Source organism: Halomonas dongshanensis (assembly GCF_024790395.1).
GTDB lineage: Bacteria > Pseudomonadota > Gammaproteobacteria > Pseudomonadales > Halomonadaceae > Vreelandella > Vreelandella dongshanensis.
Genome location: NZ_JAJISC010000005.1, coordinates 263148 through 289818 on the forward strand (window position 1 = coordinate 263148; position 26671 = coordinate 289818).

The window sequence follows — 26671 nt, forward strand, 5'->3', positions numbered from 1 at the left end:
AGCCACGGCGGGCGCGCAGTCGCGTTCGCTCTGAAGGGATGAATCGATGTCATGGTGAAAGTGCGTGAAGACCAACCGCTAACCCCCAGCGGCGAGGTGGACATACAACAATGGTTGGCGCGCCTACAGGACGATGTACGCTTGGGTGACCCCGAGCGCCTACGTAGCGCCTGTGAGCTGGCGCGTGAGCTGGCTGCCAGTAACGCCGGCGGGCATCGCAGCGCGGCGGTAATGTCGAGCTTTCGCATGGGGCTTGAGATGGCCGATATTCTCGGCGAACTCAAGCTCGACCAGCCCGCCCTCGAGGCCGCTGTGCTTTATCGTGCGGCGCGCGAGGGGCTCATCTCGGTCGAGGCCATCGGAAAGCGTTTCGGTGATGAGGTTGCCAAGCTGATCGACGGTGTACTGCAGATGGCCGCGATCAGCTATCCGATGACCACCAGCCACGCCATGGGGCAGCACAATCAGCAGGACAACCTGCGCAAGATGCTGATCAACATGGTCGACGATGTGCGCGTGGCGTTGATCAAGATCGCCGAGCGCACCTGCGCGCTGCGTCAGGTCAAGGATGCGCCGCTGGAGAAGTGTTTGCAGGTGGCGCGCGAGGTCGCCGATATCTACGCGCCGCTGGCACACCGGCTGGGCATCGGTCATGTCAAGTGGGAGCTCGAGGATCTCTCGTTTCGCTACCTCCACGAGGAGGAGTACAAGACCATCGCCAAGCTCTTGGCCGAGCGGCGCCTGGACCGGGATCGCTATATCCACGATGTGGTCGAGACGCTCAAAGGCTTGATCGGTGCTCAAGGCATCGACCCCTACGACGTGAGCGGCCGGGCCAAGCACATCTACTCCATTTGGCGCAAAATGAAGCGCAAACGCATCGATTTCTCCCAGGTGCACGATGTGCGCGCCGTGCGTATTCTGGTGCCGAGCGTGGCCGACTGCTACGCCGTGCTGGGCATCGTCCATTCGCGCTGGCATCACGTCTCCGACGAGTTCGACGACTACATCGCCAACCCCAAGAAAAACGGCTACCAATCGCTGCATACGGCGGTGATGGGTCCTGAGAACAAAGTGCTCGAAATTCAGATACGCACCTTCGCCATGCACGATGAAGCGGAGCTCGGGGTCTGCGCCCACTGGCGCTACAAAGGCCACGATGTCAACACCAAGAGCAGCAGCTACGAAGAGAAGATCGCTTGGCTTCGTCAGGTGCTCGAGTGGCAGGAGGAAGTGGGCAGTTTCGGCGATCTGCGTGAAGGGCTCTCCAGCGACGTCGCCCCTGATCGTATCTACGTCTTTACCCCCGATGGGCACGTCATCGATCTGCCGCGCGTAGCCACGCCCATCGACTTCGCCTACCGCGTCCATACCGAGATTGGCCACCGCTGCCGTGGGGCCAAAATCAACGGTCGCATCGTACCGTTGACCTACAAGCTCAAGACCAATCAGCAAGTCGAGATTCTCACCGCGACTAAAGGCGGGCCGAGCCGCGACTGGCTCAATCCGAGCCTTGGATACGTGCGCACCTCGCGCGCGCGCGCCAAGATTCAGGCGTGGTTCAAGCACCAGGCCCGCGAGCAGAACCTCGAAGAGGGACGGGCGCTATTCGAGCGCGAAATGCGCAGGCTCGACGTCGACGGGCTCGATCTGGTCAAACTCGCCCACGCCGTCAACTATCAAAACGCCGACGACATGTACGCCGCGCTCGGCGCGGGGGATCTGCGCATCGGCCAGGTGCTCCATCAGGCTCAGCAACTGTTCGGCGAGAGCGACGATCAAGAGCAGCTCGATCGACTTTTGGCCAAGCCCAAACGCCAGTCGAGCAAAGCGACCAAAAGCGATATCACCGTACTCGGAGTGGGCAACCTCAAGACCAGCATGGCCAACTGCTGCCGCCCGGTGCCAGGCGAGGCGATCGTCGGCTTCATTACTCAGGGGCGCGGGGTGACCGTGCATCGTCAAGACTGCTCCAACCTCCTTCAGCTGCGTCTCGACGAGCCTCAGCGCATCATCGAGGTGGAGTGGGGCGAGCGTGCCCAGACGCGCTATCCCGTTACCATCGAAATCCAGGCCTGGGATCGCTCGGGTCTACTGCGCGACGTGACCGGTCTGCTTGGTAATGAGAAGGTCAACGTGCTGGCGGTCAATACGCTCACCGACACCGAAGAGGGCATTGCGCGCCTGCGCATTACTTTGGAAGTGGACGGGCTTGAGAGCCTCGGACGCCTCTTCTCGCGCATTCAGCAGTTGCCTAACGTCACCGAAGTGCGCCGCCTGCGCAACGCCGACCCCAACAAGGCCGAGTCGGGAAAGAGCCGTAAAGGAGGCCACCATGGCGCTTGATGCCGCCCATCGCTATCGCCTCGAAGATCTACTCACCCTGATGCGTGTCCTGCGCGACCCTGAGCAGGGCTGCCCTTGGGACATCAAGCAGGGGTGGGACTCCATCGTGCCGCACACTCTGGAGGAGGCCTACGAGGTCGCCGATGCCATCGAGCGGCGCGCCTTCGATGAGCTGCCGGGAGAGCTTGGTGACCTGCTCTTTCAGGTGATCTATTACGCCCAGTTCGGCAGCGAGGAGGGCCTCTTCGATTTTGCTACCGTTCTCGATACGCTGATGGAGAAGATGCTCAGGCGTCACCCCCACGTCTTTCCCGACGGCACGCTCGCCTCACGCCGCCCGCCGGGCGTGAGCGCCGAAGCGGTACAGACGCAGACGGTCAATCGCCGTTGGGAAGCGCTCAAAGCCGAAGAGCGCGCCGAGCGCCGTGAAGACATCGACAAAGCACCGCCTTCGGCGCTGGACGATGTGCCACGTACGCTCCCCGCACTCAGTCGCGCCGCCAAGCTCTCCAAGCGGGCGGCGGGTGTGGGCTTCGACTGGGATGATGCCCGCGGCGTGCTGGCCAAGATTCGTGAAGAGCTCGACGAGGTCGAAGAGGCCCTCGATGCCGGTGATGACGCGCACGCCCGCGAGGAGGTCGGCGATGTCCTCTTCGCCGTTACCAATTTGGCGCGTCGGCTCAAGGTGGATCCCGAGCAGTGCCTTCGCGCTACCAACGCCAAGTTCGAACGCCGCTTTCGTTACGTCGAGACCCAGCTAGCGCTTCAAGGTAAGCACTGCCGCGAGACAAGCCTTAAGGAGATGGAGCGGCACTGGCAGACGGCCAAGGTGCAAGAGCGCTCTTAAGCGCGTGGGCGTTACGCTCCGAAGTGATTTACTTTTATATACTTTCGTTTACATTCATCAAGCTAAGAGTAGAAAAAGCAATAACTTATAGAGACACTGTAAACAAATACCCAACGCCCCTTTTGGCGGTCAGACAGGAGACCCGGTATGAGCCATGACCTACACGAATCGCTTCGCGAGAACGTTCGCATTTTAGGGGACAGTCTTGGGCGCACCATCGCCGATGACCTGGGCCAGGGCTTCGTCGACAAGATCGAAACCATCCGGGCGCACGCCAAGCACGGCCGTCAGGGCGAAACGCTGCACCAGCGCGAGCTGATCGAATACCTGCGCCAGCTACCCGAAAGCGATTTATTGCCGGTCACCCGTGCCTTCAACCAGTTTCTCAACCTCGCCAATATCGCCGAGCAGCACTATCGCGCCCGCTTTCGTCGGGTAGAGGATTACAAGCCCGGCATGCAGCCGGCGCTTGGTGAGCTGCTCGCACGCGCCCAGCAGGCCGGTAGCTCGCCGCGCAAACTAGTCGAAACGTTGGCCAATATGCGCGTCGAGCTGGTGCTTACTGCCCATCCCACGGAGGTCATCCGGCGTACCCTGATCCAGAAGTACGATGCCATCGACGAGTGCCTGACCGCCATCGAAAGCTCGGAGGATTACCCCGAGCGCGGCGCTCGCGCCCAAGGGCGGTTGGAGGAGCTGATCAGCCAGGCCTGGCACACCGACGAGATTCGCCACGAGCGCCCGACCCCGGTGGACGAGGCCAAGTGGGGATTTGCGGTGATCGAAAACTCGCTGTGGCAGGCCGTGCCGGACTTCCATCGCGATCTCGATAATCTGCTGCTCGAGACCGCAGGCGAGCGTTTACCCCTCGATGCCGCACCGATTCGCTACGCCTCCTGGATGGGCGGAGACCGCGACGGTAACCCCAACGTCACAGCCAAGGTGACGCGCGAAGTACTGCTGCTCGGGCGCTGGATGGCTGCCGATCTTTATCTGCGTGATCTCGAACAGCTCAAGACCGAGCTTTCGATGTGGAAGGCCAATAGCGCGCTGCGCGCCGAAGTGGGTGAGGCCGCCGAACCCTACCGCGAGCTACTCAAGCGTCTATTGACCAAAGTGGAGGCCACACGCGACTGGGCCAAGGCACGCCTCGACGGGCGTAACGTCGACGACGAGGCCATCATCGAAACCCGTGATCAGCTCTATGCGCCGCTGCTCGCTTGCTATCGCTCGCTGTGCGATGTGGGTCTCGACACCATCGCCAACGGCGCGCTGCTCGATACCCTGCGTCGGGTGGCGGTCTTTGGTGTGACGCTGACCAAGCTCGATCTGCGCCAGGAAGCCGGTCGCCATGCTCAGGTGATGGAGGAGTTGACCGATGCCTTGGGCCTAGGCAACTACCGCGAGTGGGACGAAGAGCAGCGTCAGGCGTTCTTGCTCGACGAGCTTACCTCGCGACGCCCGCTGATTCCACGGCGCTGGGAGTGCTCGGCGGAGTCGCGCGAGGTGATCGATACCTTCAGGGTCATCGCTCAGGAGCACAGCGAGGCGCTGGGTACCTATATCATTTCCATGGCCGGTGAGCCGTCGGACGTGCTCACCGTGGCGCTGCTGATGAAAGAGGTGGGCGGCGCGGTGTCGCTGCCCATTGCGCCGCTGTTCGAGACGCTGGCCGATTTGGACCACGCCGGTGCCGTGGTCGATCGGCTGCTCTCACTGCCGGGTTACCGCTCGCTGATTCGCGACCGCCAGGAAGTGATGATCGGCTACTCCGATTCGGCCAAGGACGCGGGGCAGTTGGCAGCCGCCTGGGCGCAGTACCGCGCGCAAGAGGCGCTGGTCACCATCTGCGATAACCACGGCGTCGATTTGACGCTGTTCCACGGTCGCGGGGGTACCGTTGGCCGTGGTGGTGGCCCGGCCCACGCCGCGATTCTGTCGCAGCCGCCGGGATCGGTCAACGGCAGCCTGCGAGTCACCGAGCAGGGCGAGATGATCCGCTTCAAGTTCGGCCAGCCCGATATTGCTCTGCGCTCGATGGAGATCTACGCCTGTGCGGTGCTCGAAGCCACGCTGCTACCGCCTCCGGCCCCCGAGCCGCGCTGGCGCGAGGAGATGGATCGCTTAGCGGATATTGCCCACGCGGGCTATGTCGGCATCGTACGCGAGAACCCCGATTTCGTCCCTTATTTTCGCGCCGTTACGCCCGAAGGAGCACTTGGGCGTTTGCCGTTGGGCTCGCGGCCGGCCAAACGGCGCCAGGATGGCGGCGTCGAAACCTTGCGGGCGATTCCTTGGATCTTCGCCTGGACGCAAATTCGCCTAATGCTGCCCGCCTGGCTTGGCAGTGGCGAAGCCTTCGCCCGACGTTTGCAAGAGCCGGGTGGTCTCGAGCTGCTGCAAGAGATGCGCGATCGTTGGCCCTTCTTTGGCACCTACCTCGACATGCTCGAAATGCTGCTCGCCAAGGCCGACACCGCGATAGCCGCCTATTATGAGCACCGCTTGGTCGATGAGCCCTCCCTCAAAGCACTGGGTAAGTCGCTGCGCGAGCGGGTCATCCGTCTAGAGAGCGTGCTGCTGGATATTCTCCAGCAGGAGAAGCTGTTGGAAAACACGCCGTTGATTCGTCAGGCGATCGATGTGCGTAACCCCTACATCGACCCTCTCCACGGCCTTCAGGCCGAGCTCTTGCAGCGTAACCGCGACGCCGACGGCGCCATTAGCGCCGATCTATCCCGCGCCTTGATGGTGACCATGGCAGGTATCGCCGCAGGCCTACGCAACACCGGCTAAACCTAGCCTTAGGCGTCGCTGGCTCGCACCGGCGGCGCTTTTTTATTCATCGCTAATGCATAGGAGTGCGATCATGCCCACTGAGGCTCAGGCGGTACTTACCTTTTGGTTCGACGAGCTTACGCCTGCGCAGTGGTTCGCCAAGGACGCCGCGCTCGATGCCTTGATCGCCAAGCGCTTTGGTGAGGTGCATGCGCGGCTGGCTCGCTGCGAGGGGTATAGGTGGCGCGATAGCGCCGAGGGGAGGCTTGCCGAGATCATCGTGCTCGATCAGTTTTCACGTAATCTCTTTCGCCAAGACGCCCGCGCCTTTGCTCAGGACCCGCTGGCCTTGGCGCTGGCGCAGGAAGCCGTAGCCCAAGGGGTGGATAGCAAACTTGCCCCAGCGCAGCGGGGCTTTCTCTATATGCCCTACATGCATAGCGAGTCGGCGCTGATCCACGTGCAGGCGCTGGTGCTTTTCGATCAGCCGGGGCTCGAGCATAACCTCGACTACGAGCAGCGCCATAAGGCCATCATCGACCGGTTTCAGCGCTATCCGCACCGTAATGCGCTGCTTGGACGCGAGACGACCCCTGAAGAGGCAGCGTTTCTCGAGCAGCCCGGCTCCTCGTTCTAGCAGGGCGCGTTTTGACTTCTGTTGTTCTATCGCTACATTTCTCTACTTCTATACCTTCTTGCTCTGTGTTTTCTATCTCTATGTTCCCTACCTCTGTGTTTTCTACCTCTACGGCGTACCATGTCCTTACGTAAATCGACGCGAATCAACAAGTACATCAGTGAGAGCGGACTCTGCTCGCGACGCGAAGCGGATCGCTTCGTCGAACAGGGCAATGTGTGGATCAACGGGCGCCGTGCCACTACCGGTGATCAAGTCGTAGCCGGCGATCTCGTCAAGGTCAACGGCCAGGAGATCGAACCTCAGGAGGAGGAGGACCTGGTCCTCATCGCTCTTAACAAACCCGTCGGCATCGTGTGTACCACCGAAGCGAGCGAAAAGGACAACATCGTCGAGTTCGTCAAACATGGCGCACGCATTTTTCCCATTGGGCGCCTCGATAAGGACTCCCAAGGGCTGATCTTTCTCACCAATAACGGCGACTTGGTCAACAAGATACTGCGTGCCAACAACCAGCACGAGAAGGAGTATCAGGTCACCGTCAATAAGCCGGTGAACGAGGAGTTCATTCAGGGTATGCAGGGCGGCGTGCCTATTCTTGGGCAGGTGACCAAAAAGTGCCAGGTCGAAAAAACCGGCACGTTTAGTTTCAGCATTACCCTGGTACAGGGCTTGAACCGTCAGATTCGCCGCATGTGCGAGTACTTCGGCTTCGAAGTCACCCAACTGGTGCGCACGCGCATCATGAACGTTGCGTTGGGAAATTTGGCGCTAGGAGACTGGCGCGATTTGACCCCTAAAGAGATCGCCACGCTCGAAAAACTAACCGCCCACTCCGATGCCACTCCCACGCCGCCCAAAGGCGGCGCCAAGCCCAAGGGTAAGGCCAGAAGCGCTCGCGGTGGTAAGGCGGCTAAGCCCGGGGCACGCGGCGCGGCCAAGCCAGGATCAACGCGTTCGCCCAAGGCGGAAAAGGCGCGCGCTGGTGCGAAAGCAGGCAAGCCCAACCCCAAGTCTGGCCCCAAAGTCAGCGGTAAGCCTGACGCTAAAGCGCCTGGTAAGCCGGGCGCCAAATCGGCGCGCTCGGGGAACAAATCGGCTACGACAAAGCCGAATGCTCGGTCTGCCAAGCGCGGGCCATCGGGCAGCTCGGGTAAGCCCTCTAGGCAGGGCAAGCCCAAGCGCTAAGCGTTACCGCTGCGCGGTAAAATATTATACCGTTATCTTTTTGTGCTTCCCCTATAAGAGCGTGTCATCTACTGGTTAGGCGGGGCGTGGAGAGCGTGTATGACCCTCTATTTTCTTCAGGCCTTCATCTACTTGCTGGCCGCCGTCATCGCCGTGCCCCTGGCCAAGCGCGCGGGCCTTGGCTCGGTGCTCGGCTACCTGATCGCTGGGGTGCTGATTGGTCCGGTGCTGGGGTTAGTCGGGCAGGAGACCAATACCATCCAACACTTCGCCGAGTTCGGCGTGGTGATGATGCTGTTTCTAGTTGGCCTTGAACTCGAGCCCAAAAGTCTCTGGGCGATGCGCTTTCGCTTGCTGGGGCTGGGTGGATTGCAGGTGGTGCTAACGGCCGCTGCCGGTGCAGGGGTGGCGTGGTGGTTGGGAATCACCTGGCAAACGGCGCTCGCCATTGGGCTTATTTTGGCGCTATCTTCGACCGCGATCGTGCTGCAAACCCTCAATGAGAAGGGGCTGGCGAAAACCGAAGGCGGACGTAACGCTTTCTCGGTGCTGCTTTTTCAGGATATCGCCGTCATTCCCATGCTGGCGCTGATTCCGCTACTGGCGCTGCCCGAACTGATGGGCAGCGGCGGTGGGGAAGCCGAGCACGGTGCCTTGAGCATCGTGGCTCCTCTACCTGGCTGGGCGCATGCGCTGGTGGTCGTAACGGCGATTGGCGCGGTCATTGGCGGCGGTTTCTATCTGATGCCGCCGCTCTTTCGCTATGTCATCAGCGCAGGGCTGCGGGAGGTGTTCACTGCCACCGCCTTGATGATGGTGATCGGCATCGCGGCGCTGATGGGCTTGGTCAACCTCTCTCCAGCGTTAGGTGCTTTTTTGGGCGGCGTGGTCCTGGCCAACAGTGAGTTCAAACACGAGCTCGAAGCCAATATCGAGCCGTTCAAGGGGCTACTGCTGGGGCTCTTTTTCATTACCGTCGGCGCGGGAATCAATTTCGGCGTGCTGGTGAGCGAGTGGCTAACGGTGCTATCGGTGGGGGTGGCGGTCATCCTCATCAAAGGCGTAGTGCTGCTGGCGCTGGCGGTGATATTTCGCATTCGCGGCAGTAATCGCTGGCTCTTTGCTCTGAGTCTGGGGCAGGCGGGTGAGTTTGGCTTCGTGCTGCTGACCTACAGCGTCAACAACCACGTCATCCCAACCGACCTAGCCCAAGTGCTATCGCTGATCGTGGCGTTCACGATGTTTTTGACCCCGCTTCTGTTCATTGCCTACGACCGTTGGGTGCTGCCGCGCTATCAAAGCGCACCTGATGCGCCGCGCGAGGCTGACGCCATCGATGAGTATGCCCCGGTCATCGTTGCGGGGGTGGGCCGTTTTGGTCAGGTCGTTTGCCGTTTGCTGCGCGCTAGCAACGTGCCCATCGTGGCGCTGGATCATGAAATCGAACAGATCGAGCTATCGCGTAAGATCCGTATCAAGAGCTACTTCGGTGACGCAACACGAAGCGATCTGCTCGAAACCGCAGGTATCAACGAAGCGCGTCTGCTGATCGTCGCCATCGACGATCCCGACCGGGCCGTGGCGCTGGTGACTCACGTCAAGCATCACTATCCGCGCGTATGGGTGCTCGCTCGCGCCTTCGACCGCGGCCACGGTTACCGCCTGCGCGAAGCGGGTGCCGACGATGTCATTAGCGAGACCTACCATTCGGCGCTCGAGCTCGGCGGCCACGCCCTGACCGCCATGGGTGTTCACCCCATGCGCGCGCGTCAGATGACCTGGGCCTTCATCGATAACGAGCGCGCGAGCGAAAAAGAGCTCTTTGAGGCGTGGAAAGAGATCGACGGCAGCGCGCGTTTTAGCCCGCATTACGGCGAACTGTTCATGCAGCTGGAAGAAACGCTAAGCCGTGTCATGCAGCAGGAGTGGCACGAGCCCGAACGCGATGACGTGCCGCTCTGGACGCCACCGGAGCGCGAAGCCTGAGGGGAAAATACCTAAAGATAAGGCAGGCAAAACGTTAGAAGGGCAGATGCAGCGATGCGCTAACGTGGTTGAGATGGCTCAGCATGGGGGCGTCGATGCGTTCGTACTCGAAGCGGCTGACCAGGCGTTTGAAGGTGTAGGTGGCGCCAAAGCCTTGTAGCCAAGCGGTGCCGCTATCCTCGACGCCGCTGGCTTGGCTAGTGGCATCGCCGCGCCACTCGGTCAGGCCCGATTTGGCATAGAGGTTCACTGCGCCCAGGCGTACCCCGGCCACCAGCGCGCCGCCTAGGCTTAGCGTATCCATCAAGAGCGGATTGCGGCTCGCGCCGACAGGAACGTCTTCGCTCTCGCGATAGGCAAGCTCAGCGCCGATATCCAGCTGCGGTAGGTTCCAAGGCGAAAAACCGGCGGTAACACGAAAACCGCTGGTGAAGGTGTCGTGGCTGGATAGATCGCTCCCCTCCAGCACCACGCCGTTATCCAGGCGCATCAGCTCACTCTGCGGAGCCGCGTACGCCACGACGATATCGTCGCTGGCGTAGGCGCTAAGCCCAGAGAGTAGCAAGCCGCTGCACAGCAGGGCGGATAGGGTGCGTTTCATAGGCGTTCCTCTTACACCTATCGGGGCGGGGCAATTCATCCAGATTAGCAACCTAATTCCATTTCCACCACTTTGATCGCACCATTTTGCAAATTCGCCACCAAGTTGGCGCCCATATCGGCGAAGCAGGGACCGAATACCAGCGCGGGAGAGAGTTTTTCCACCTTGTTCACAACGCCGGTCCCTTGCGCTGCCTGAGCTTCTTTTTGCACCTGATGACGCCGCCAGGCGAGCGCCTCAGGCGTGAGGTCCGAGCTTCGTTGGAGGGTAAAGCCGCTTGTCGTTAGCAGCTTCTCGAGCGTTTCTTGGGTGAGAAGGTGCGAGCCTTGGCCATCCAACGACCAGGGAACGGGGAAGCGCAGTGTTTCGGGGTGTGGTCCTTCGACGACTTCGTGAAGCACCAGGCGTCCGCCTGGGTGTAGCACGCGGCGACACTCCGTGAGCGCCACCTGGCCATCGGGCACGTTGAGCAGGCTGTGCTGAAAGACAGCGGCGTCGAAGGTATTCGCGGCAAAGGGCAGGGCGAGGGCGCTACCCGTGACGGCCTGTGGCGGCGTAAAGGCCGCGCTGGGCGCTACCATGAGGGCATTGAGCCGAGCGCTCAAGCACGAAAATGACGCCGTGATATCGAGCGCGACGACGGCGAACCCGGCAAGGCTTGCCACCCGCGCAAGCCCGCCCAGGCCGCTACCGATATCGAGAAGCCGTGGGTGCGTTGTCGGGTCCAGCCGGGCAATCAGCCGCTGCGAGGCCCCAAGGCCGCCAATATGCAGCTGATCCAGCGGCGCCAAGTCGAACAGGCTAGCGCCGCCTGGGTGGCGCTTGGCGATACGCTGGCACAGCGGCTCGACGTCGGCCAGGCCAAAATAGCGATGATAAGACGCGCTTGCCATGGCATCACTCCCGCGTAAGGCCCAACTCCTCGATGGAGATCTCGCGCATCTTGAACTTCTGAATCTTGCCGGTGACGGTCATGGGAAATTCATCGACGAATTTGAAGTAGCGCGGAATCTTGAAATGGGTGATCTTGCCCCGACAAAACTCACGCAGCGCTTCGGCATCGACCTCTTCGGCGCGAGCGCTGAGCTTCACCCAGGCGATTAGCTCCTCGCCGTACTTCTTATCGGGAACGCCGGTCACTTGAACGTCGACTATCGCCGGGTGGGTGTAGAGGAACTCCTCGATCTCCTTGGGATAGACGTTTTCGCCACCGCGAATCACCATGTCCTTTATTCTCCCGACGATCTGTACGTAGCCAGCCTCATCCATCACCGCGAGATCACCGGTGTGCATCCAGCCGTTGGCATCGATCGCCTCAGCCGTGGCCTTGTCGTTACGCCAGTAGCCAAGCATGACGCTATATCCTCGGGTGCACAGCTCGCCGATCTCGCCGCGCGGCAGCAAGCGACCGCTGCCGGGGTCGATCACCTTGCTTTCGAGGTGCGGCTGCGTACGTCCGACGGTAGCAACGCGCTTGTCGATCGGGTCCTGCGCGCCGGTCTGGGTCGATACCGGGCTGGTCTCGGTCATTCCGTAAGCGATCTGTACGCCCTTCATGTTCATTTTGCCGATCACTTGGCGCATCACTTCGCTTGGGCAAATCGATCCCGCCATGATGCCGGTGCGCAGGCTCGAAAGGTCGTAAGTGGCGAAGTCGGGGTGTTCGAGCTCGGCGATGAACATGGTCGGTACGCCGTAGAGCGCTGTTGCGCCAAACTTGTGGACCGCATCGAGCACCGCGCCGGGCTCGAATCCCTCGCTTGGATAGATCATGGTGGCGCCGTGGGTAAGGCAGCCGAGATTGCCCATCACCATGCCGAAACAGTGATAGAGCGGCACCGGGATCACCAGACGATCCCGGTGGGTGAAGCCCATGCTGTCGGCAACGAAGTAGCCGTTGTTGAGAATGTTATGGTGCGACAGCGTAGCGCCTTTGGGGTAGCCCGTGGTGCCGGAGGTGTACTGGATATTGATGGGGTCGTCGAACTGCAGCGTGGCTTGCAGATCATCGACGTCGGTTTGGCTGACGCGCCTGGCTTCGCCCAGCATCTCCTCCCAGCGCCACATTCCCGGCTGCTCCTCGCGGCTTAGCGTGATCACACACTCGAGCGACGGCAGCTGCGCAGACGCCAGCGCGCCCTTGGGGCAGTGGGCAAGCTCAGGGGCGAGTTCCCGCAGCATGGCGTGGTAGTCGGAGCTTTTGAATGCCGCCGCCGTGACCAGAAAGCGCGCGCCGGACTGGTTCAGAGCGTACTCCAGCTCGTGCGTGCGGTAGGCGGGGTTGATGTTGACCAGAATGGCGCCGATCTTGGCGGTGGCAATTTGTACCAGGGTCCATTCACTGCCGTTGGGCGCCCAGATGCCGACCCGGTCGCCGGGTTTGACGTCGAGCGCCAGCAGCGCTCGGGCGCAGCGGTCGACCTCCTCCTTGAGCTGGCGGTAGCTCCAATGAACGTTTTGGTGCACCACGATAAGGGCGTCGTTATCGGCGTGCTCGGCGGCGATCTGGTCGAACTTCTCACCGATGGTCATCCCCAGCAGCGGCTTGTCGGCAATGCCGCTGGCATAGCTTGGTAAGGCGGGCGTATTGGGGGGTGCGTCGGGGTGGGCGGCAGGGTCGCGAGGTGGCGGGGCTTGTAGGGTCATGAGGTATCTCCAGCGCGGTTGAGTAATCTTGTTGTTGGCTTCGTTGCGTGGCCTGATGCGATATAGCGGTGTAACGCGCTAACGTCTGAATAATATTCGGGCGCTAAACGTATGTTGGTTTAGATGTCACTGCGTTGCGTTTAATTTGCCAGCCCCCTTGGCCTTGGCCACCTTCGAGTTCGGCGTGCGCCCGAGCGCCTGGGTGATCCAAAAGGCGGTATCGACCACCTCGTCGAGATCGATCCCGGTATGAATACCGAGCCCCTCTAGCAGATAAAGCACGTCTTCGGTGGCGACGTTGCCCGCTGCTCCCTTAGCATAGGGGCAGCCACCGAGCCCGCCGACTGCAGCATCGATAACGCTCAAGCCCTCCTCCAGCACGGCGTAGAGATTGGCAATGGCTTGACCATAGGTGTCGTGAAAATGGGCAGCGAGATGCTTCATGGGCACCGCCCTGCTGACCGCTTCGAGCATGTGCTTGGCCGCCAGCGGCGTTCCCACGCCCACGGTATCGCCAAGCGAGACCTCGTAGCAGCCCATTTGAGACAGCGCCTTGGCGACGCTTGCCACCTGATGAGGCGCAATCTCGCCCTCATAGGGGCAGCCGAGCACGCAGGAGACGTAACCGCGTACCCGAATGCCCGACGCCTGGGCACGTTCGAGCACCGGCTCGAAACGCGTAAGCGACTCGGCGATCGAGCAGTTGATGTTCTTTTGCGAGAAGCGCTCGGAAGCCGCTGCGAAAACGGCGACCTCCTCGACGCCTGTGGCAAGTGCGCCTTCCAGCCCTCGCAGGTTGGGGGTGAGCGCCGAGTAGACCACCCCGGGTGCGCGCGTGATGCCGCGCATCACCGCATCGGCATCGCCCATCTGTGGCACCCACTTGGGTGAAACGAAGCTCGCCGCCTCGATGTGACGGATACCGCAGCGTGCCAAGCGCTCGATCAGCTCGATCTTGATGGCGGTGGGCACGATGGGACCCGGCTCGTTTTGCAGGCCGTCGCGCGGGGCCATCTCGAACAGGCGTACCTCGGTCGGTAAGGGCATTTACGCCTCCGTCTCAGTGAGCACGAAATCGAGCAGCACGTCTCCCTGGCCGACGGTATCGCCCGCTGCGTAGCGAAACTGCTCTACGCTGCCATCGCCAGGAGCGTTTAGGGTGTGCTCCATCTTCATCGCCTCCATCACCATCAACGGCATGCCTTTTTCCACCTGCTCGCCCGGGGCGACCAGTAGTGCGACTACCGTGCCGTGCATGGGGGCGGTGAGACTCGACTCTGCCTCCTGGGAGGTGTGATGTTGGCTATCGAGGCGCTGCCAGTGAAGACGCGTCTCACCCGTTTCTGCGGTCAAGGTCAGGATGTCGCCTTCGCGGCTGACGTGGCGCCTGCGGCGCACGCCATCGAGGGTCAGCGCCACGGCGTTGCCGGTCAGGGCGTTCAATTCGCCTTCGAAGCGGCGCTCGCCGAGGGCCAACTGCCACGAGGCGGTAGGGTGCGTGCGCGTTGCCGTCACGGTGTGCATGCAAGCACCTGAGCCAGGGCTTGAGTCAGCATTTACGCCGGTATCGGTGGCGTCTGGCAGCGCGAGGGCAATGCGTACGCACGCAGGAGCGTTGAGGCGAAAGCCGTCGCGGCGTGCCCAAGGTGAACTGCCTGGGTTTTGTTCCAGCAGATGCAGAGCGAAGAGTGCGCCCTCGGCGATGTCTTCGTCGCTGGGTGCTGGCGGAGCGAACAGGGTGGTTTCGTAGCGTTCGATAAAGCGGGTATCGAGCTCGGCGCGCTTGAACGCCGGGTGGCTGGCAAGCTTTTGCAAAAAGCCCCGGTTGGTGACCACACCCGCCACGTCGAGGGCGGCAAGTGCACGGTTGAGCGTGGCCAGGGCCGCGCTTCGATCGACGCCATGGACGATCAGTTTGGCGAGCATGGGATCGTAGTGCATCGAAACGCGGTCGCCTTGTTCGACGCCGCTATCCAGCCGCACCTGATCGAGCGTAAGTCCACTGCCGTCGAGGTCGAGATGAAAGCGCTCTAAGGTGCCGGTGGCGGGTAGAAAATCCTGGGCCGGGTCTTCAGCGTAGAGGCGCGCTTCGAAGCTGTGGCCCTGAATGGCGAGCTCGTCCTGGGTGCACGGCAGCGCTTCGCCCATGGCGACCCTGAGTTGCCACTCGACCAGATCCTGTCCGGTGATCATTTCGGTGACCGGGTGCTCGACCTGTAGGCGCGTGTTCATCTCCATGAAATAGAAGGCGTCATCGCGCTCGCCGGAGGCATCGAGAAGAAATTCTACCGTGCCCGCGCCCACGTAGCCGATGGCGAGTGCCGCGCGCACGGCGGCGTCGCCCATGGCGTGGCGCAGCGCCGGCGTCATGCCAGGGGCGGGGGCTTCTTCGATGACCTTTTGATGGCGACGCTGAACGCTGCAGTCGCGCTCGAAGAAGTAAACGGCGTTGCCGTAGCGGTCGCAGAAGACCTGGACTTCGACGTGGCGCGGCTGGACCAGATACTTTTCGATGAGCATACGGTCATCGCCGAAGGCGGCCTGAGATTCGCGGCGACAGCTCTCCAGTGCGGCCTGGAAGGCAGCGGCGTTTTCGACCACGCGCATCCCTTTGCCACCGCCCCCGGCGCTGGCCTTGAGCATCACCGGGTAGCCGATTTTCTCGGCCTCTTCGGCCAGCCGCGCAGGCGACTGGTCATCGCCGTGGTAGCCCGGCACCAGCGGTACCCCGGCATCGGCCATGCGCCCCTTGGCCGCAGACTTATCGCCCATGGCGGCGATGGCGCTGGCGGGCGGGCCAACGAAGCAGATGCCCGCCTGCTCAAGCGCAGTAACGAAATGGCGGTTTTCGGAAAGAAAGCCGTAGCCTGGGTGAATCGCCTCGGCCCCGGTTCGCTTGGCCGCCTCGATGATGCGCTCGATGGCGAGGTAGCTTTCCCGCGCGGGTGCCGGACCCAAACGCACGGCCTGATCGGCTTGGCGCACGTGCAGCGCCTGGGCATCGGCATCGGAGTAGACGGCGACCGTCTTAAGGCCCAAACGCCTAGCCGTGCGAATGACGCGACAGGCGATTTCACCGCGATTGGCGATCAGCAGCGTGTCGAAGGGCGTGCGCTCAAGCGTCATGAACGAGACTCCTGCGTGGCCTGCGTAGAAGATGACGACGCCCAGCGCGGGCGGCGTTTTTCCAGGAAACTTGCCAACCCCTCTTGCCCTTCGGGGCTGACGCGAAGCGTGGCGATCACCTCGCAGGTGCGCTCGCGCAGTGCGTCGGCATCGCTTGGCTGGCTTACCTCGGCGAGCAGCGCCTTGGTGGCGCGTTGGGCCTGGGGTGAGGCGGCAAGCAGAGTGGCGATGGCATCGTCGACGGCGCTGTCGAGCGCTTCACGCGCAGTGCAGCGATGCACGAGCCCAAGCGTTTCTGCCGTGTGGGCGGTCATGGTTTCCCCGCTTAGCGCGTAGCGGCGCATCTGCCGCGCGCCAATGGCGCGCTGTACGTAGGGGCTGATGACCGCAGGCGAAAGGCCGATCTTGACTTCCGAAAGACAAAAAATGGCGCTCTCAGCGGCGATGACGATATCGCAGCAGGCGGCTAGGCCCACGGCACCGCCAAAGGCGGCGCCGTGGACGCGGCAGAGCGTTGGGCAGGGCAGGGTATCGAGGGCGTGCATCATCTGCGCCAGGGCGCGGGAGTCGGCGAGGTTGTCGGCGAGATCGTAGTCGACCATGCGCTGCATCCAGCGCAGGTCGGCCCCGGCCGAGAAGCTTTTGCCGGTGGAGCCCAGCAGCACCAAGCGTACCTCGCCCGTAGCTGCCAAGCGGTGAAGCCTTTCCAAATGCGCGTTGATGGTTGAGATCAGCGCATCGTCGAAGGCGTTGTGGCGCTCGGGGCGGTCAAGGGTGAGGCGAGCCACGCCCTGGGCATCGATATCGAGCGTGACGGAAGAATCAAGTGAGTGAGCCATGGCGTCTCCTTACATGCCTATTACAGGCTTACATGCGGAACACGCCAAAGCGCGTCTCTTCGATCTCGGCGTTGAGCGCGGCAGCCAGTGCCAGGCCCAGCACGTCGCGCGTCTGCTTGGGGTCGATGACGCCGTCGTCCCACAGTCGGGCACTGGCATAGTAGGGATGGCCCTGGTGCTCGTACTGCGCGCGTACCGGCTGCTTGAACGCCTCCTCCTCGGCGGCCGACCAGGGCGTTTCTTCGCGCTCGAACTGCTCGCGTTTCACCTGCGCAAGTACGCCCGCAGCCTGCTCGCCGCCCATCACCGAAATGCGCGCATTGGGCCACATGAACAGCAGGTGTGGGTCGAAGGCGCGGCCGCACATGCCGTAGTTGCCCGCCCCGAAGCTGCCGCCGATCAGTACGGTGAACTTGGGTACGCGAGCGCAGGCCACGGCGGTCACGAGCTTGGCGCCGTGCTTGGCGATCCCTTCGTGCTCGTACTTGGAGCCGACCATGAAGCCGGTGATGTTTTGCAGAAACACCAGGGGGATTTTTCGCTGTGCGCAAAGCTCGATGAAGTGCGCTCCTTTCAGCGCGCTTTCCGAGAACAACACGCCGTTGTTGGCGACGATGCCGATGGGATGACCGTGCAGATGGGCAAAGCCGGTCACCAGGGTGTCGCCGTAGTGGCGTTTGAACTCGTCGAAGGCGGAGTCGTCGACGAGGCGTCCGATCACTTCGCGCACATCAAAAGGCTTTTTCAAATCGACGCCGACGATGCCGTAGAGCTCATCGGGATCGAGCCGTGGCGGCTTGGGCGCCTGAACGGCGAGGGCGCCGCGCTTTTGCCAGTTGAGCCGCGCCACGCAGGCGCGAGCAAGCTGGAGCGCATGGGCGTCGTTTTCGGCGAAGTGATCGGCCACGCCGCTGATACGGGTATGTACCTCGGCGCCGCCCAGCGCTTCGGCGCTGATGCTCTCGCCCGTGGCTGCTTTCACCAGCGGCGGGCCGCCAAGAAAGATGGTGCCCTGTTCGCGCACGATGATCGATTCGTCCGCCATGGCGGGGACGTAAGCGCCCCCAGCGGTGCAGGAACCCATGACCACGGCGATCTGAGGGATGCCTTCGGCAGACAGCGTCGCTTGGTTGTAGAAGATGCGCCCAAAGTGGTCGCGATCGGGAAAGACATCGTCCTGGCGAGGTAAAAAGGCGCCGCCGGAATCGACCAAGTAAATACAAGGCAGTCGATGCTTGCGGGCGACTTCCTGGGCGCGCAGGTGCTTTTTCACCGTAAGGGGGAAATAGGTGCCGCCCTTGACCGTGGCGTCGTTGGCGACGATGACGCACTCCACCCCCGATACCTGGCCGATGCCGGTGACGATGCCCGCCGCAGGCACGTCGCTGTCATAGACGCCATGGGCGGCCAGCGCCGAGAGTTCGAGAAAGGGCGCGCCTTCGTCCACAAGGTGGTCGATGCGGTCGCGCACGAAGAGTTTATCGCGCGCTTCGTGGCGCTGGCGCGCCTTGTCGCCGCCGCCTTTGGCGATGGTGGCGGTCAAGGCGTAGAGCTTGTCGACTTCGGCGCGCATGGCGGCGTCGTTGGCCTTGAAGGTATCGCTGCGCGGATTGATCTGGCTCGTTAGCTGGCTCATAGGCGTTCTCAGCGGCTCTCGTTGAAGAGTTCACGACCGATTAGCATGCGGCGAATCTCGCTGGTGCCCGCGCCGATCTCATAGAGCTTGGCATCGCGCAGCAGTCGCCCGGTGGGGTATTCGTTGATGTAGCCGTTACCGCCCAGGAGCTGTATGGCATCGAGCGCTACCTGAGTGGCTTTTTCGGCGCAGTAGAGAATCACCCCGGCGGCATCCTTGCGCGAGGTTTGACCGCGATCACAGGCGCCTGCGACGGCATACAGATAGGCGCGGCAGGCGTTCAGAGTGGTGTACATATCGGCGATTTTGCCCTGCACCAGCTGGAACTCGCCGATCGGCTGATCGAACTGCTTGCGCTCGTGAAGGTAGGGCACCACTACGTCCATCGCGGCCTGCATGATGCCGATGGGACCTGCGGCCAAAACGGTGCGTTCGAAATCCAGTCCGCTCATCAGCACGCGCACGCCTTTGTTGACCTCACCCAACACGTTGGCCTCGGGTACCTCGCACTTCTGGAACACCAGCTCGCAGGTGTTGGAGCCGCGCATGCCGAGCTTGTCGAGCTTTTGCGCGGTGTTAAAACCCGGCATGCCTTTCTCGATGATGAACGCGGTGATGCCCTTGGAACCCGCCGCCGGGTCGGTTTTGGCGTAGACCACCAGAACGTCGGCATCGGGCCCGTTGGTGATCCACATTTTGTTGCCGGTCAGCACGTAGCCGCCGTCGCGCTTTTCGGCGCGCAGCTTCATCGATACCACGTCCGACCCTGCGCCCGGCTCCGACATGGCCAGCGCCCCGACGTGCTCGCCGCTTAGCAGGCGTGGCAGATACTTGGCTTTCTGCTCGGGGGTGGCGTTGAGCTTTATTTGGTTGACGCAGAGGTTGGAGTGGGCGCCGTAGGAGAGCGCGACCGAGGCGCTGGCCCGCGAGATCTCCTCCATGGCGATGCAGTGGGCGAGATAGCCCATGCCGCTGCCGCCATCCTCCTCAGGCACGGTCACGCCAAGCAAGCCCAAGTCACCGAACTTACGCCACAAATCGCTGGGAAACGCGTTGCTGGCGTCGATCTCGGCGGCGCGGGGGGCGATCTCTTCGGCGGCAAAGGCGTTGACCTGCTCACGTAGCATGTTGAGCTCGTCGTCCAGGCCAAAATTGAGTTCCGTGTAGGGCGTGATCATGGTCGGCTACCTTAGGTCATTGTTCGTTGTTGGCATGGTTCGTTGTTACATCCCGCGTGGTGGAGAAACCCACGTCGGCGCTCAGTGGCTAGGGCGCTTCCTCCTCCTGTTTCTGGTGCAGCTCTTCGAGCGCTTGACGACAGCGTATCTCCGCGCTTTCGAGCTCTAGCTGCACCATGGTGATGTCTTTCATCTGCTGTTCCAGAGCAGCACGGCGCTCCTGAATCTTGCTCAACATGAGATGCAGCTGCTTTTCGCTACCGCTGCGTGTCTCGTCCCATAACGAAAACAGCTCGCGTATCTCGGCAAGGGAAAGCCCTAAGCGTTTGCCGCGCAGCGTAAGCTTGAGGCGAACGCGATCCTTACTGCTGTAAATGCGCGTTTGGCCGCGTCGCGCCGGGCGTAGCAGTTCCTGATCCTCGTAGAAACGAATGCTGCGCGTGGTGACATCGAACTCGTTGGCCAGCTCGCTGATGGAGTACGTCTTGCTCATGCGTGGACTCTTGATAGCAAAAGCCTCATGGAACACTCTGAATGAGGCTAAAACAAGTTTACGTTAACGTAAAGATGAAGGATCTCTATGCTGATTTTTCTTGTTTCGTGATAAATAATTGAAATTTAATGTATTTTATTTTGATAGCGATTGAGGGCGAGTGCGCTGTGACCAAAGTTGTAGTTGTCACGGCGCCGCGTTGATTGCTAGCTTTCACTGGCAGCTTACGTATAGGTCAACGAAGCCGTATTGAAAAAAGCAGCGCTTAATAACAACAACGAAGAGGCTGGCCCATGCAAGTAGATACGCCCGTTCTCGAGACCCGCGGGTTGACCAAGAGCTTTCGTGGCTTCACCGCCGTCGATAGCGTCGATCTTTGCGTGCAAGAGGGCCACGTGCACGCCCTGATAGGCCCCAATGGGGCGGGCAAGACCACGGTGTTCAACCTACTCACCAAGTTTTTACCCCCCACGCGCGGCGAGATTCTCTATCGCGGTGAGGCCATCACTACCCTCAAACCCAACGAAATCGCACGGCGCGGCATCGTGCGCTCTTTTCAGATCTCAGCGGTCTTTGCCCATATGACCGCGCTTGAAAACGTGCGCGTCGCGCTGCAGCGCCGCTTGGGGACGTCGTTTCATTTCTGGAAATCTGCTCGCACGCTGAACGTGCTCGATGAGCGTGCACTGGCGCTGCTCGATGAAGTGGGGCTGGCGGCCTATGCCCATACGCTTACTACCGAAATGCCCTACGGGCGCAAGCGCGCGCTTGAAGTGGCGACGACCCTTGCTCTCGACCCCAGCGTCATGCTGCTCGACGAGCCGACTCAAGGCATGGGGGCCGAGGATGTCGACCGTATCGTCGCGCTAATCAAACGGGTGTCCGTGGGGAGGACCGTACTAATGGTCGAGCATAATTTGAGCGTAGTGAGCCGCCTGTGCGATCGCATTACCGTGCTTGCGCGCGGGGCGATTCTGGCCGAAGGCGACTACGCCATGGTGTCAAGCGACCCTCGCGTGCGCGAAGCTTACATGGGCCGCGAAGCCCCAGAGCCGGATGCGCTGGAGGTGCGCGCATGACGTCTAGCGGCGCTGCACTGCGTGTTCAAAATCTCCACGCCTTCTATGGTGAGTCACACATCCTCCACGGGGTCGATTTCGAGGTGAAGCGCGGCGAGCTAGTGACGCTGCTTGGCCGTAACGGCGCCGGGCGCAGTACCACGCTCAAGGCGATCATGAACATGGTAGGGCGCCGCACCGGTTCGGTGGTCATCGACGGGCGCGAAACACTAAGGCTCAAACCCCACCATATCCCCCGCCTGGGAGTGGGCTACTGCCCCGAAGAGCGCGGCATCTTCTCCAGCCTCGACGTGCACGAAAACCTTCTACTGCCGCCCACCGTGCGCTCGGGTGGCATGAGTCTCGATGATATCTACGCCATGTTTCCCAACCTGCACGAACGGCGCAAGAGCCAGGGCACGCGCCTATCCGGCGGCGAGCAGCAAATGCTGGCCATGGCACGTATCCTGCGCACCGGCGCGCAGCTACTGCTGCTCGATGAGATCACCGAGGGGCTTGCGCCGGTCATCGTGCAGAAACTCGGCGAGGTCCTTGCCGCCCTCAAGGCGCGTGGCATGACCGTCATTCTGGTCGAGCAGAACTTCCGCTTCGCCGCGCCGCTGGCGGATCGGCATTTGGTCATGGAGCACGGCACCATCGTCGATGAGATCACCCCCGGCGAGCTCGACGCCAAGCGCGAGCGCCTCAACGCGCTGCTGGGCGTATAAACGTCGTCATGTAAGAAAGCAACCAACGTAATAACAACAACTCAACATCGAGGCCGCAAGGCCGGGAGACGCACATGAACCTACATAAAAAACCGCTAACCGTGGCTGTCGCCTTGGTCTCGCTTGCCGTCATGGCCAGCGCTCAGGCCGAGATCAGCGATGGCGAAGTTCGCATTGGCTATCTTGCCGATATGTCCGGTACCTACCGCGATCTGGGCGGCCCAGGTGGGCTTGCAGCACTTGAGATGGCCGTGGCCGATTTCGGCGGTAGCGTCAACGGCGCACCCATCGTGGTGTTCAGCGCTGATGATCGCAACAGCGCTGATGTAGGTGCCAATACGGTGCGCGAGTGGATCGATCAGCGCAACGTCGATCTGGTCGCGGGGCTGGTGGCCTCTTCGGTGGTCATCGCCGCAACAAGGGTGTTGGAGGAGAACGGTGGGCTTGGGATCGTGTCTGGCGCGGCGGCATCGAGCATCACCAACGAGCACTGCACGCCCAATCACATTCATTGGGTCTACGATACCTATCCTCTGGCCAACGGCACGGCCAAGGCCATCGTCGAGCAGGGCGGTGATAGCTGGTTCCTGCTTACCGCCGACTACGCCTTCGGCCACGCTCTCGAAGCCGATGTCACCAAGGTGGTAGAGGAGAACGGTGGCGAGATCGTCGGTAGTGTGCGCCACCCGTTCCCTACCAGCGATTTTTCTTCGTACATTCTGCAAGCCCAAGGATCGGGGGCGAGTATCGTCGGCTTGGCCAACGCCGGGGCCGATACGGTCAACGCCATCACGGCGGCGAGCCAGTTCGGCCTCACCCAGAGCGGGCAGCAGCTCGCCGGGCTCTTGGTCTTCCTCAACGACGTTCACGCCATGGGTCTCGACGATACCCAGGGGCTGCTGCTCACCACCGGCTGGTACTGGGACATGGATGAGGCCTCGCGCGAATGGGCCCAGCGCTATTTCGATGAGGTGGGACGTATGCCGACCATGGTTCAGGCGGGCATCTACTCGAGCACCATGCACTATCTTCAGGCAGTAGAGGCAGCCGACACCGACGACCCCGCGACCGTGCGCGCTACGATGGCCGAGGCGCCCATCGAGGACTTCTTCGCGCGTAACGGGCGCATTCGTGAAGATGGTCGTATGGTGCACGACATGTATCTGGCCCAGGTCAAAACGCCCGAAGCCTCTACCGGCGAGTGGGATCTCTACGAGATTCTCAGCACCATTCCCGCCGAAGAGGCTTACCGCCCCCTTACCGAGAGCCAGTGCAAGCTGGTCAATCGCTGATTTTCTGTTGGGGGCGGTATGACAACACTACTGGGTGTGCCCATCGCCGTGTTCATGGGCCAGCTGACGCTGGGGCTGGTCAATGGGGCTTTCTACGCCTTGTTGAGTCTGGGCCTCGCGGTGATATTTGGCCTGCTCAAGATCGTCAACTTTGCCCATGGCGCCCAGTACATGCTGGGCGCTTTCGCGGCCCTTTTGAGCATGCGCTATTTCGGCACCAACTACTGGGCGGCTTTGGTCTTGGTGCCGCTGGTGATCGGTGGGCTAGGGATGCTGCTCGAGCGCTTCTTGCTGCGCCGTATCGCCCATCTCGATCATCTTTATGGGCTGCTGTTGACCTTCGGTTTGGCGCTGATCTTCGAGGGCACCTTGGTCAACTTCTTTGGCGTATCGGGCGCGCGCTATGCCACGCCCGAGGCGTTGCAAGGTGGGCTCAATCTGGGCTTCATGTTCCTGCCAACTTATCGCGCCTGGGTGCTCGTGGCAGCGCTTGGGATGTGCCTATTCACCTGGTTCATGATCGAGCGCACGCGCTTGGGGGCCTACCTGCGCGCGGGTACCGAAAACGCCGCGCTGATGCAGGCTTTCGGCGTCAACGTGCCGCTGCTGGTCACCCTGACCTACGGTTTTGGCGTGGGGCTTGCGGCCTTTGCTGGGGTATTGGCCGCGCCGCTCTATCCCGTTTCGCCGACCATGGGGTCGAGCCTTTTGATCGTGGTCTTCGCCGTGGTGGTAATCGGCGGCATGGGCTCGATTTTGGGAGCGATCGTCACTGGTCTCGCGATGGGCGTGATCGAAGGGCTAACCAAGGTGTACTACCCCGAGGCCGCCAATACGGTGATCTTCTTGGTGATGATTCTCGTACTCCTGCTGCGCCCGGCAGGACTCTTTGGTAAGGAGGCCTAGCCATGAGCCAGCCCATCGACACCGCCGCTGGCGCGCTACCCTCGGCGGTGGCGGCCCGCAGGCGCCGCGAACGCCTGCGCCACGGCGCTTTCTACCTGGCGCTCTTGGCGCTGGGGCTCGTTGCGCCGCTGTTCGTCTATCCGGTCTTTTTAATGAAGATTCTCTGCTTTGCGCTCTTCGCCTGCGCCTTCAACCTCCTGCTGGGCTACGTAGGGCTGCTCTCGTTCGGCCATGCGGCCTTTCTCGCCACCGGCGGCTATGTCACCGGCTACTTGCTGGCGAGCCACCCGGGGCTTACCCCGGAGCTCGGCATATTGGCAGGCACGCTTGCTGCGACGGTGCTGGGCGCCCTTTTTGGCGTGCTGTCTATTCGCCGCCAGGGCATTTACTTTGCCATGGTGACGCTAGCGCTGGCCCAATTGGTGTTCTTTGGGTATCTCCAGGCGCCGTTCACCGGCGGCGAGGATGGCTTGCATGGGGTGGCGCGTGGTGAGCTCTTTGGCGTGATCAGCCTGCGCGGCAATTTGAGCATGTACTACTTCGTTTTCGGCGTCTTCCTGCTCGGTTTTCTACTCATCTGGCGCACCGTGCACTCACCCTTTGGCCAGGTGCTAAAAGCCATTCGCGAAAACGAACCCCGCGCCGTATCGCTAGGCTACAACGCCGACGCCTACAAGCTCGTGGCCTTCGTGATCTCGGCCGCGCTGGCAGGGCTTGCCGGTGCTACTAAAACGCTGGTATTCCAGCTTGCCTCGCTCACCGATGCCCACTGGCACATGTCCGGTGAGGTGATTCTGATGACCCTACTTGGCGGTGTCGGCACGCTTTTTGGCCCGCTGGTCGGGGCGAGCCTGGTCGTGAGCCTACAGCACATGCTGGCCCAATCGCCTTTGGGCAACTGGGTGGACGTGGTGCTAGGCGCCATTTTCGTGCTCTGCGTTCTAAGCTTTCGCAGCGGCATCGTCGGCGAAGCGGTCAAACTCTACCGCAAGAATTTCAAATAGGGCGTGTCAGCGCTCTGTGAGTCTACGGCCAAAGTCGAGCCTGGCGTGGTTGCGCCTTCTCTAGCAGCGTAATAAGTTAACGTTAACGTCAACGTGCGTCATGGTGGCAGTCAAACGCTGGATTTTGTTCATGGCCGAACACCGACGATTAGCACTCAACCAATAACAACGAAGCGCTCGGCAGGCGGTACATCGCCCGGGCGCGGCGGAGAAGAGCCGTATGAACTTCGAGTTGAACGACGACCAGGTCGCCTTTGCCGATATGGCGCGCGATTTTGCCAACCGCGAGCTTGCACCCCACGCGGCAGAGTGGGACCGCGAGGCGCACTTTCCCGTCGAGGTGATCAAGCGCGCCGGTGAGCTTGGGTTCTGCTCGCTCTATGCCCCCGAGCGAGTGAGCGGGCTTGGCCTTTCGCGTCTGGACGCCAGCATCATCTTCGAGCAGCTCGCCATGGGCTGCACCTCCACTACCGCCTATCTCACCATTCACAACATGGTGACCTGGATGGTCGCACGCTTTGGCCGCGATGAGGTGGTCGACGATCTGGGCGTGCGCCTGGCGACCGGCGAGCTTTTGGGTTCGTACTGCCTGACCGAGCCAGGGGCGGGGTCGGATGCCGCCGCGCTCAAGAGCAGCGCAACACGCGACGGTGACGCCTACGTTCTCAACGGCAGCAAGATCTTCATTTCTGGCGCCGGGAGCACCGATGTGCTCGTAGTGATGGCGCGCAGCGGCGGCGAGGGGGCGGGCGGCGTCAGCGCCTTTATCGTCGATGCTCATAGCGCCGGCATCAGCTACGGGCGTAAAGAGGAGAAGATGGGCTGGAACAGCCAACCTACGCGTATGGTGAACTTCGATAACGTCCGCGTGCCGCTTGGTCACCTTCTGGGCGAGGAGGGCGAAGGCTTCAAGATTGCCATGAAAGGGCTCGACGGCGGGCGCATCAATATCGCTACCTGCTCGCTCGGTACCGCTCAGCAGGCGCTCAACGCCGCGCGTGACTATCTGCGCGAGCGCCACCAGTTTGGCAAACGCCTGGCCGAGTTTCAGGGGCTACAGTTTCGCTTGGCCGACATGGTCACCGAGCTTGTCGCCGCGCGCCAGCTGGTGCGGATGGCGGCGTGCAAGCTCGACGACGGCCACCCCGAGGCCAGTGCCTACTGCGCCATGGCCAAGCGCTTTGCCACCGACGTAGGCTTCAAGGTGTGCGACGAAGCGCTCCAGCTTCACGGTGGCAACGGTTACATTCGCGAATACCCCTTGGAGCGCCACGTGCGCGATACCCGCGTGCATCGCATACTCGAAGGCACCAACGAGATCATGCGCCTGATCGTGGCCCGCCGCGTACTGACCGAAGGCGCTGCCGAATTCTAACGGAGAG

At 61.7% G+C, this 26671-nt stretch carries 21 protein-coding genes; 12 read left to right on the forward strand and 9 right to left on the reverse strand.

Features of this window, described 5'->3' with window-relative positions:
- Positions 1 to 51: 51 nt before the first annotated feature.
- The 6 genes from relA to LLY24_RS12435 all read left to right on the forward strand — a co-directional run bounded on the left by relA (position 52) and on the right by LLY24_RS12435 (position 9782).
- Positions 52 to 2346, forward strand: a complete 2295-nt coding sequence (relA, locus tag LLY24_RS12410) for a GTP diphosphokinase (protein WP_259036612.1) — start codon at positions 52 to 54, stop codon at positions 2344 to 2346.
- Complete coding sequence (gene mazG, locus LLY24_RS12415; RefSeq protein WP_259036613.1) at positions 2336 to 3193, forward strand: nucleoside triphosphate pyrophosphohydrolase; 858 nt, start codon at positions 2336 to 2338, stop codon at positions 3191 to 3193. Before relA ends, mazG begins: the two co-directional genes overlap by 11 nt.
- A gap of 147 nt (positions 3194 to 3340) precedes the next feature.
- Entirely contained in the window at positions 3341 to 5989 is a 2649-nt protein-coding gene (gene ppc / locus LLY24_RS12420; RefSeq protein WP_259036614.1) for a phosphoenolpyruvate carboxylase, read from the forward strand.
- Between the two features lie 73 nt (positions 5990 to 6062).
- The gene (locus tag LLY24_RS12425; RefSeq protein WP_259036615.1) at positions 6063 to 6608 is read left to right on the forward strand and encodes a DUF924 family protein; all 546 of its coding nucleotides are present in this window, start codon (positions 6063 to 6065) and stop codon (positions 6606 to 6608) included.
- A 120-nt stretch (positions 6609 to 6728) separates the two neighbouring features.
- Entirely contained in the window at positions 6729 to 7796 is a 1068-nt protein-coding gene (gene rluF / locus LLY24_RS12430) for a 23S rRNA pseudouridine(2604) synthase RluF (RefSeq protein ID WP_259036616.1), read from the forward strand.
- Positions 7797 to 7895: 99 nt separating this feature from the next.
- Positions 7896 to 9782, forward strand: a complete 1887-nt coding sequence (locus tag LLY24_RS12435) for a monovalent cation:proton antiporter-2 (CPA2) family protein (RefSeq protein WP_259036617.1) — start codon at positions 7896 to 7898, stop codon at positions 9780 to 9782.
- A 34-nt stretch (positions 9783 to 9816) separates the two neighbouring features.
- Here LLY24_RS12435 and LLY24_RS12440 read toward each other — a convergent pair whose 3' ends face one another.
- The 9 genes from LLY24_RS12440 to LLY24_RS12480 all read right to left on the reverse strand — a co-directional run bounded on the left by LLY24_RS12440 (position 9817) and on the right by LLY24_RS12480 (position 20301).
- A complete protein-coding gene (locus LLY24_RS12440) occupies positions 9817 to 10383 on the reverse strand; it encodes a porin family protein (protein WP_259036618.1) in 567 nt (188 codons plus the stop codon).
- 44 nt (positions 10384 to 10427) lie between these two features.
- A complete protein-coding gene (locus tag LLY24_RS12445; RefSeq protein ID WP_259036619.1) occupies positions 10428 to 11276 on the reverse strand; it encodes a class I SAM-dependent methyltransferase in 849 nt (282 codons plus the stop codon).
- A 4-nt stretch (positions 11277 to 11280) separates the two neighbouring features.
- A complete protein-coding gene (locus tag LLY24_RS12450) occupies positions 11281 to 13029 on the reverse strand; it encodes an AMP-binding protein (RefSeq protein ID WP_259036620.1) in 1749 nt (582 codons plus the stop codon).
- A 126-nt stretch (positions 13030 to 13155) separates the two neighbouring features.
- Positions 13156 to 14076: a hydroxymethylglutaryl-CoA lyase gene (locus tag LLY24_RS12455; RefSeq protein ID WP_259036621.1), complete on the reverse strand. Its 921-nt coding sequence runs from the start codon at positions 14074 to 14076 to the stop codon at positions 13156 to 13158.
- The gene (locus tag LLY24_RS12460; protein ID WP_259036622.1) at positions 14077 to 16155 is read right to left on the reverse strand and encodes an acetyl/propionyl/methylcrotonyl-CoA carboxylase subunit alpha; all 2079 of its coding nucleotides are present in this window, start codon (positions 16153 to 16155) and stop codon (positions 14077 to 14079) included.
- Positions 16152 to 16994 carry an enoyl-CoA hydratase-related protein gene (locus LLY24_RS12465; RefSeq protein WP_259036623.1) on the reverse strand — a complete coding sequence of 281 codons (843 nt, stop codon included), beginning with the start codon at positions 16992 to 16994 and terminating at the stop codon, positions 16152 to 16154. Before LLY24_RS12465 ends, LLY24_RS12460 begins: the two co-directional genes overlap by 4 nt.
- 28 nt (positions 16995 to 17022) lie before the next feature.
- On the reverse strand, positions 17023 to 18630 hold the full coding sequence (locus tag LLY24_RS12470; RefSeq protein ID WP_259036624.1) for a carboxyl transferase domain-containing protein: 1608 nt from the start codon (positions 18628 to 18630) through the stop codon (positions 17023 to 17025).
- An 8-nt stretch (positions 18631 to 18638) separates the two neighbouring features.
- Positions 18639 to 19808: an isovaleryl-CoA dehydrogenase gene (locus LLY24_RS12475; protein WP_259036625.1), complete on the reverse strand. Its 1170-nt coding sequence runs from the start codon at positions 19806 to 19808 to the stop codon at positions 18639 to 18641.
- A gap of 88 nt (positions 19809 to 19896) precedes the next feature.
- Complete coding sequence (locus LLY24_RS12480; RefSeq protein ID WP_259036626.1) at positions 19897 to 20301, reverse strand: MerR family transcriptional regulator; 405 nt, start codon at positions 20299 to 20301, stop codon at positions 19897 to 19899.
- Between the two features lie 293 nt (positions 20302 to 20594).
- On the opposite strand from LLY24_RS12480, the gene LLY24_RS12485 reads away from it, so the two are divergent.
- The 6 genes from LLY24_RS12485 to LLY24_RS12510 all read left to right on the forward strand — a co-directional run bounded on the left by LLY24_RS12485 (position 20595) and on the right by LLY24_RS12510 (position 26664).
- Positions 20595 to 21380: an ABC transporter ATP-binding protein gene (locus LLY24_RS12485; RefSeq protein ID WP_259036627.1), complete on the forward strand. Its 786-nt coding sequence runs from the start codon at positions 20595 to 20597 to the stop codon at positions 21378 to 21380.
- Entirely contained in the window at positions 21377 to 22087 is a 711-nt protein-coding gene (locus tag LLY24_RS12490; protein WP_259036628.1) for an ABC transporter ATP-binding protein, read from the forward strand. The genes LLY24_RS12485 and LLY24_RS12490 overlap by 4 nt, the downstream gene beginning before the upstream one ends.
- A gap of 74 nt (positions 22088 to 22161) precedes the next feature.
- Positions 22162 to 23379 (forward strand): ABC transporter substrate-binding protein, encoded by a 1218-nt coding sequence (locus LLY24_RS12495; RefSeq protein WP_259036629.1) that lies wholly within the window; start codon positions 22162 to 22164, stop codon positions 23377 to 23379.
- A gap of 18 nt (positions 23380 to 23397) precedes the next feature.
- The gene (locus LLY24_RS12500) at positions 23398 to 24285 is read left to right on the forward strand and encodes a branched-chain amino acid ABC transporter permease (protein ID WP_259036630.1); all 888 of its coding nucleotides are present in this window, start codon (positions 23398 to 23400) and stop codon (positions 24283 to 24285) included.
- A gap of 2 nt (positions 24286 to 24287) precedes the next feature.
- A complete protein-coding gene (locus tag LLY24_RS12505) occupies positions 24288 to 25289 on the forward strand; it encodes a branched-chain amino acid ABC transporter permease (protein WP_259036631.1) in 1002 nt (333 codons plus the stop codon).
- 220 nt (positions 25290 to 25509) lie between these two features.
- Positions 25510 to 26664 carry an acyl-CoA dehydrogenase family protein gene (locus LLY24_RS12510; RefSeq protein ID WP_259036632.1) on the forward strand — a complete coding sequence of 385 codons (1155 nt, stop codon included), beginning with the start codon at positions 25510 to 25512 and terminating at the stop codon, positions 26662 to 26664.
- The last annotated feature ends 7 nt before the right edge of the window (positions 26665 to 26671 follow it).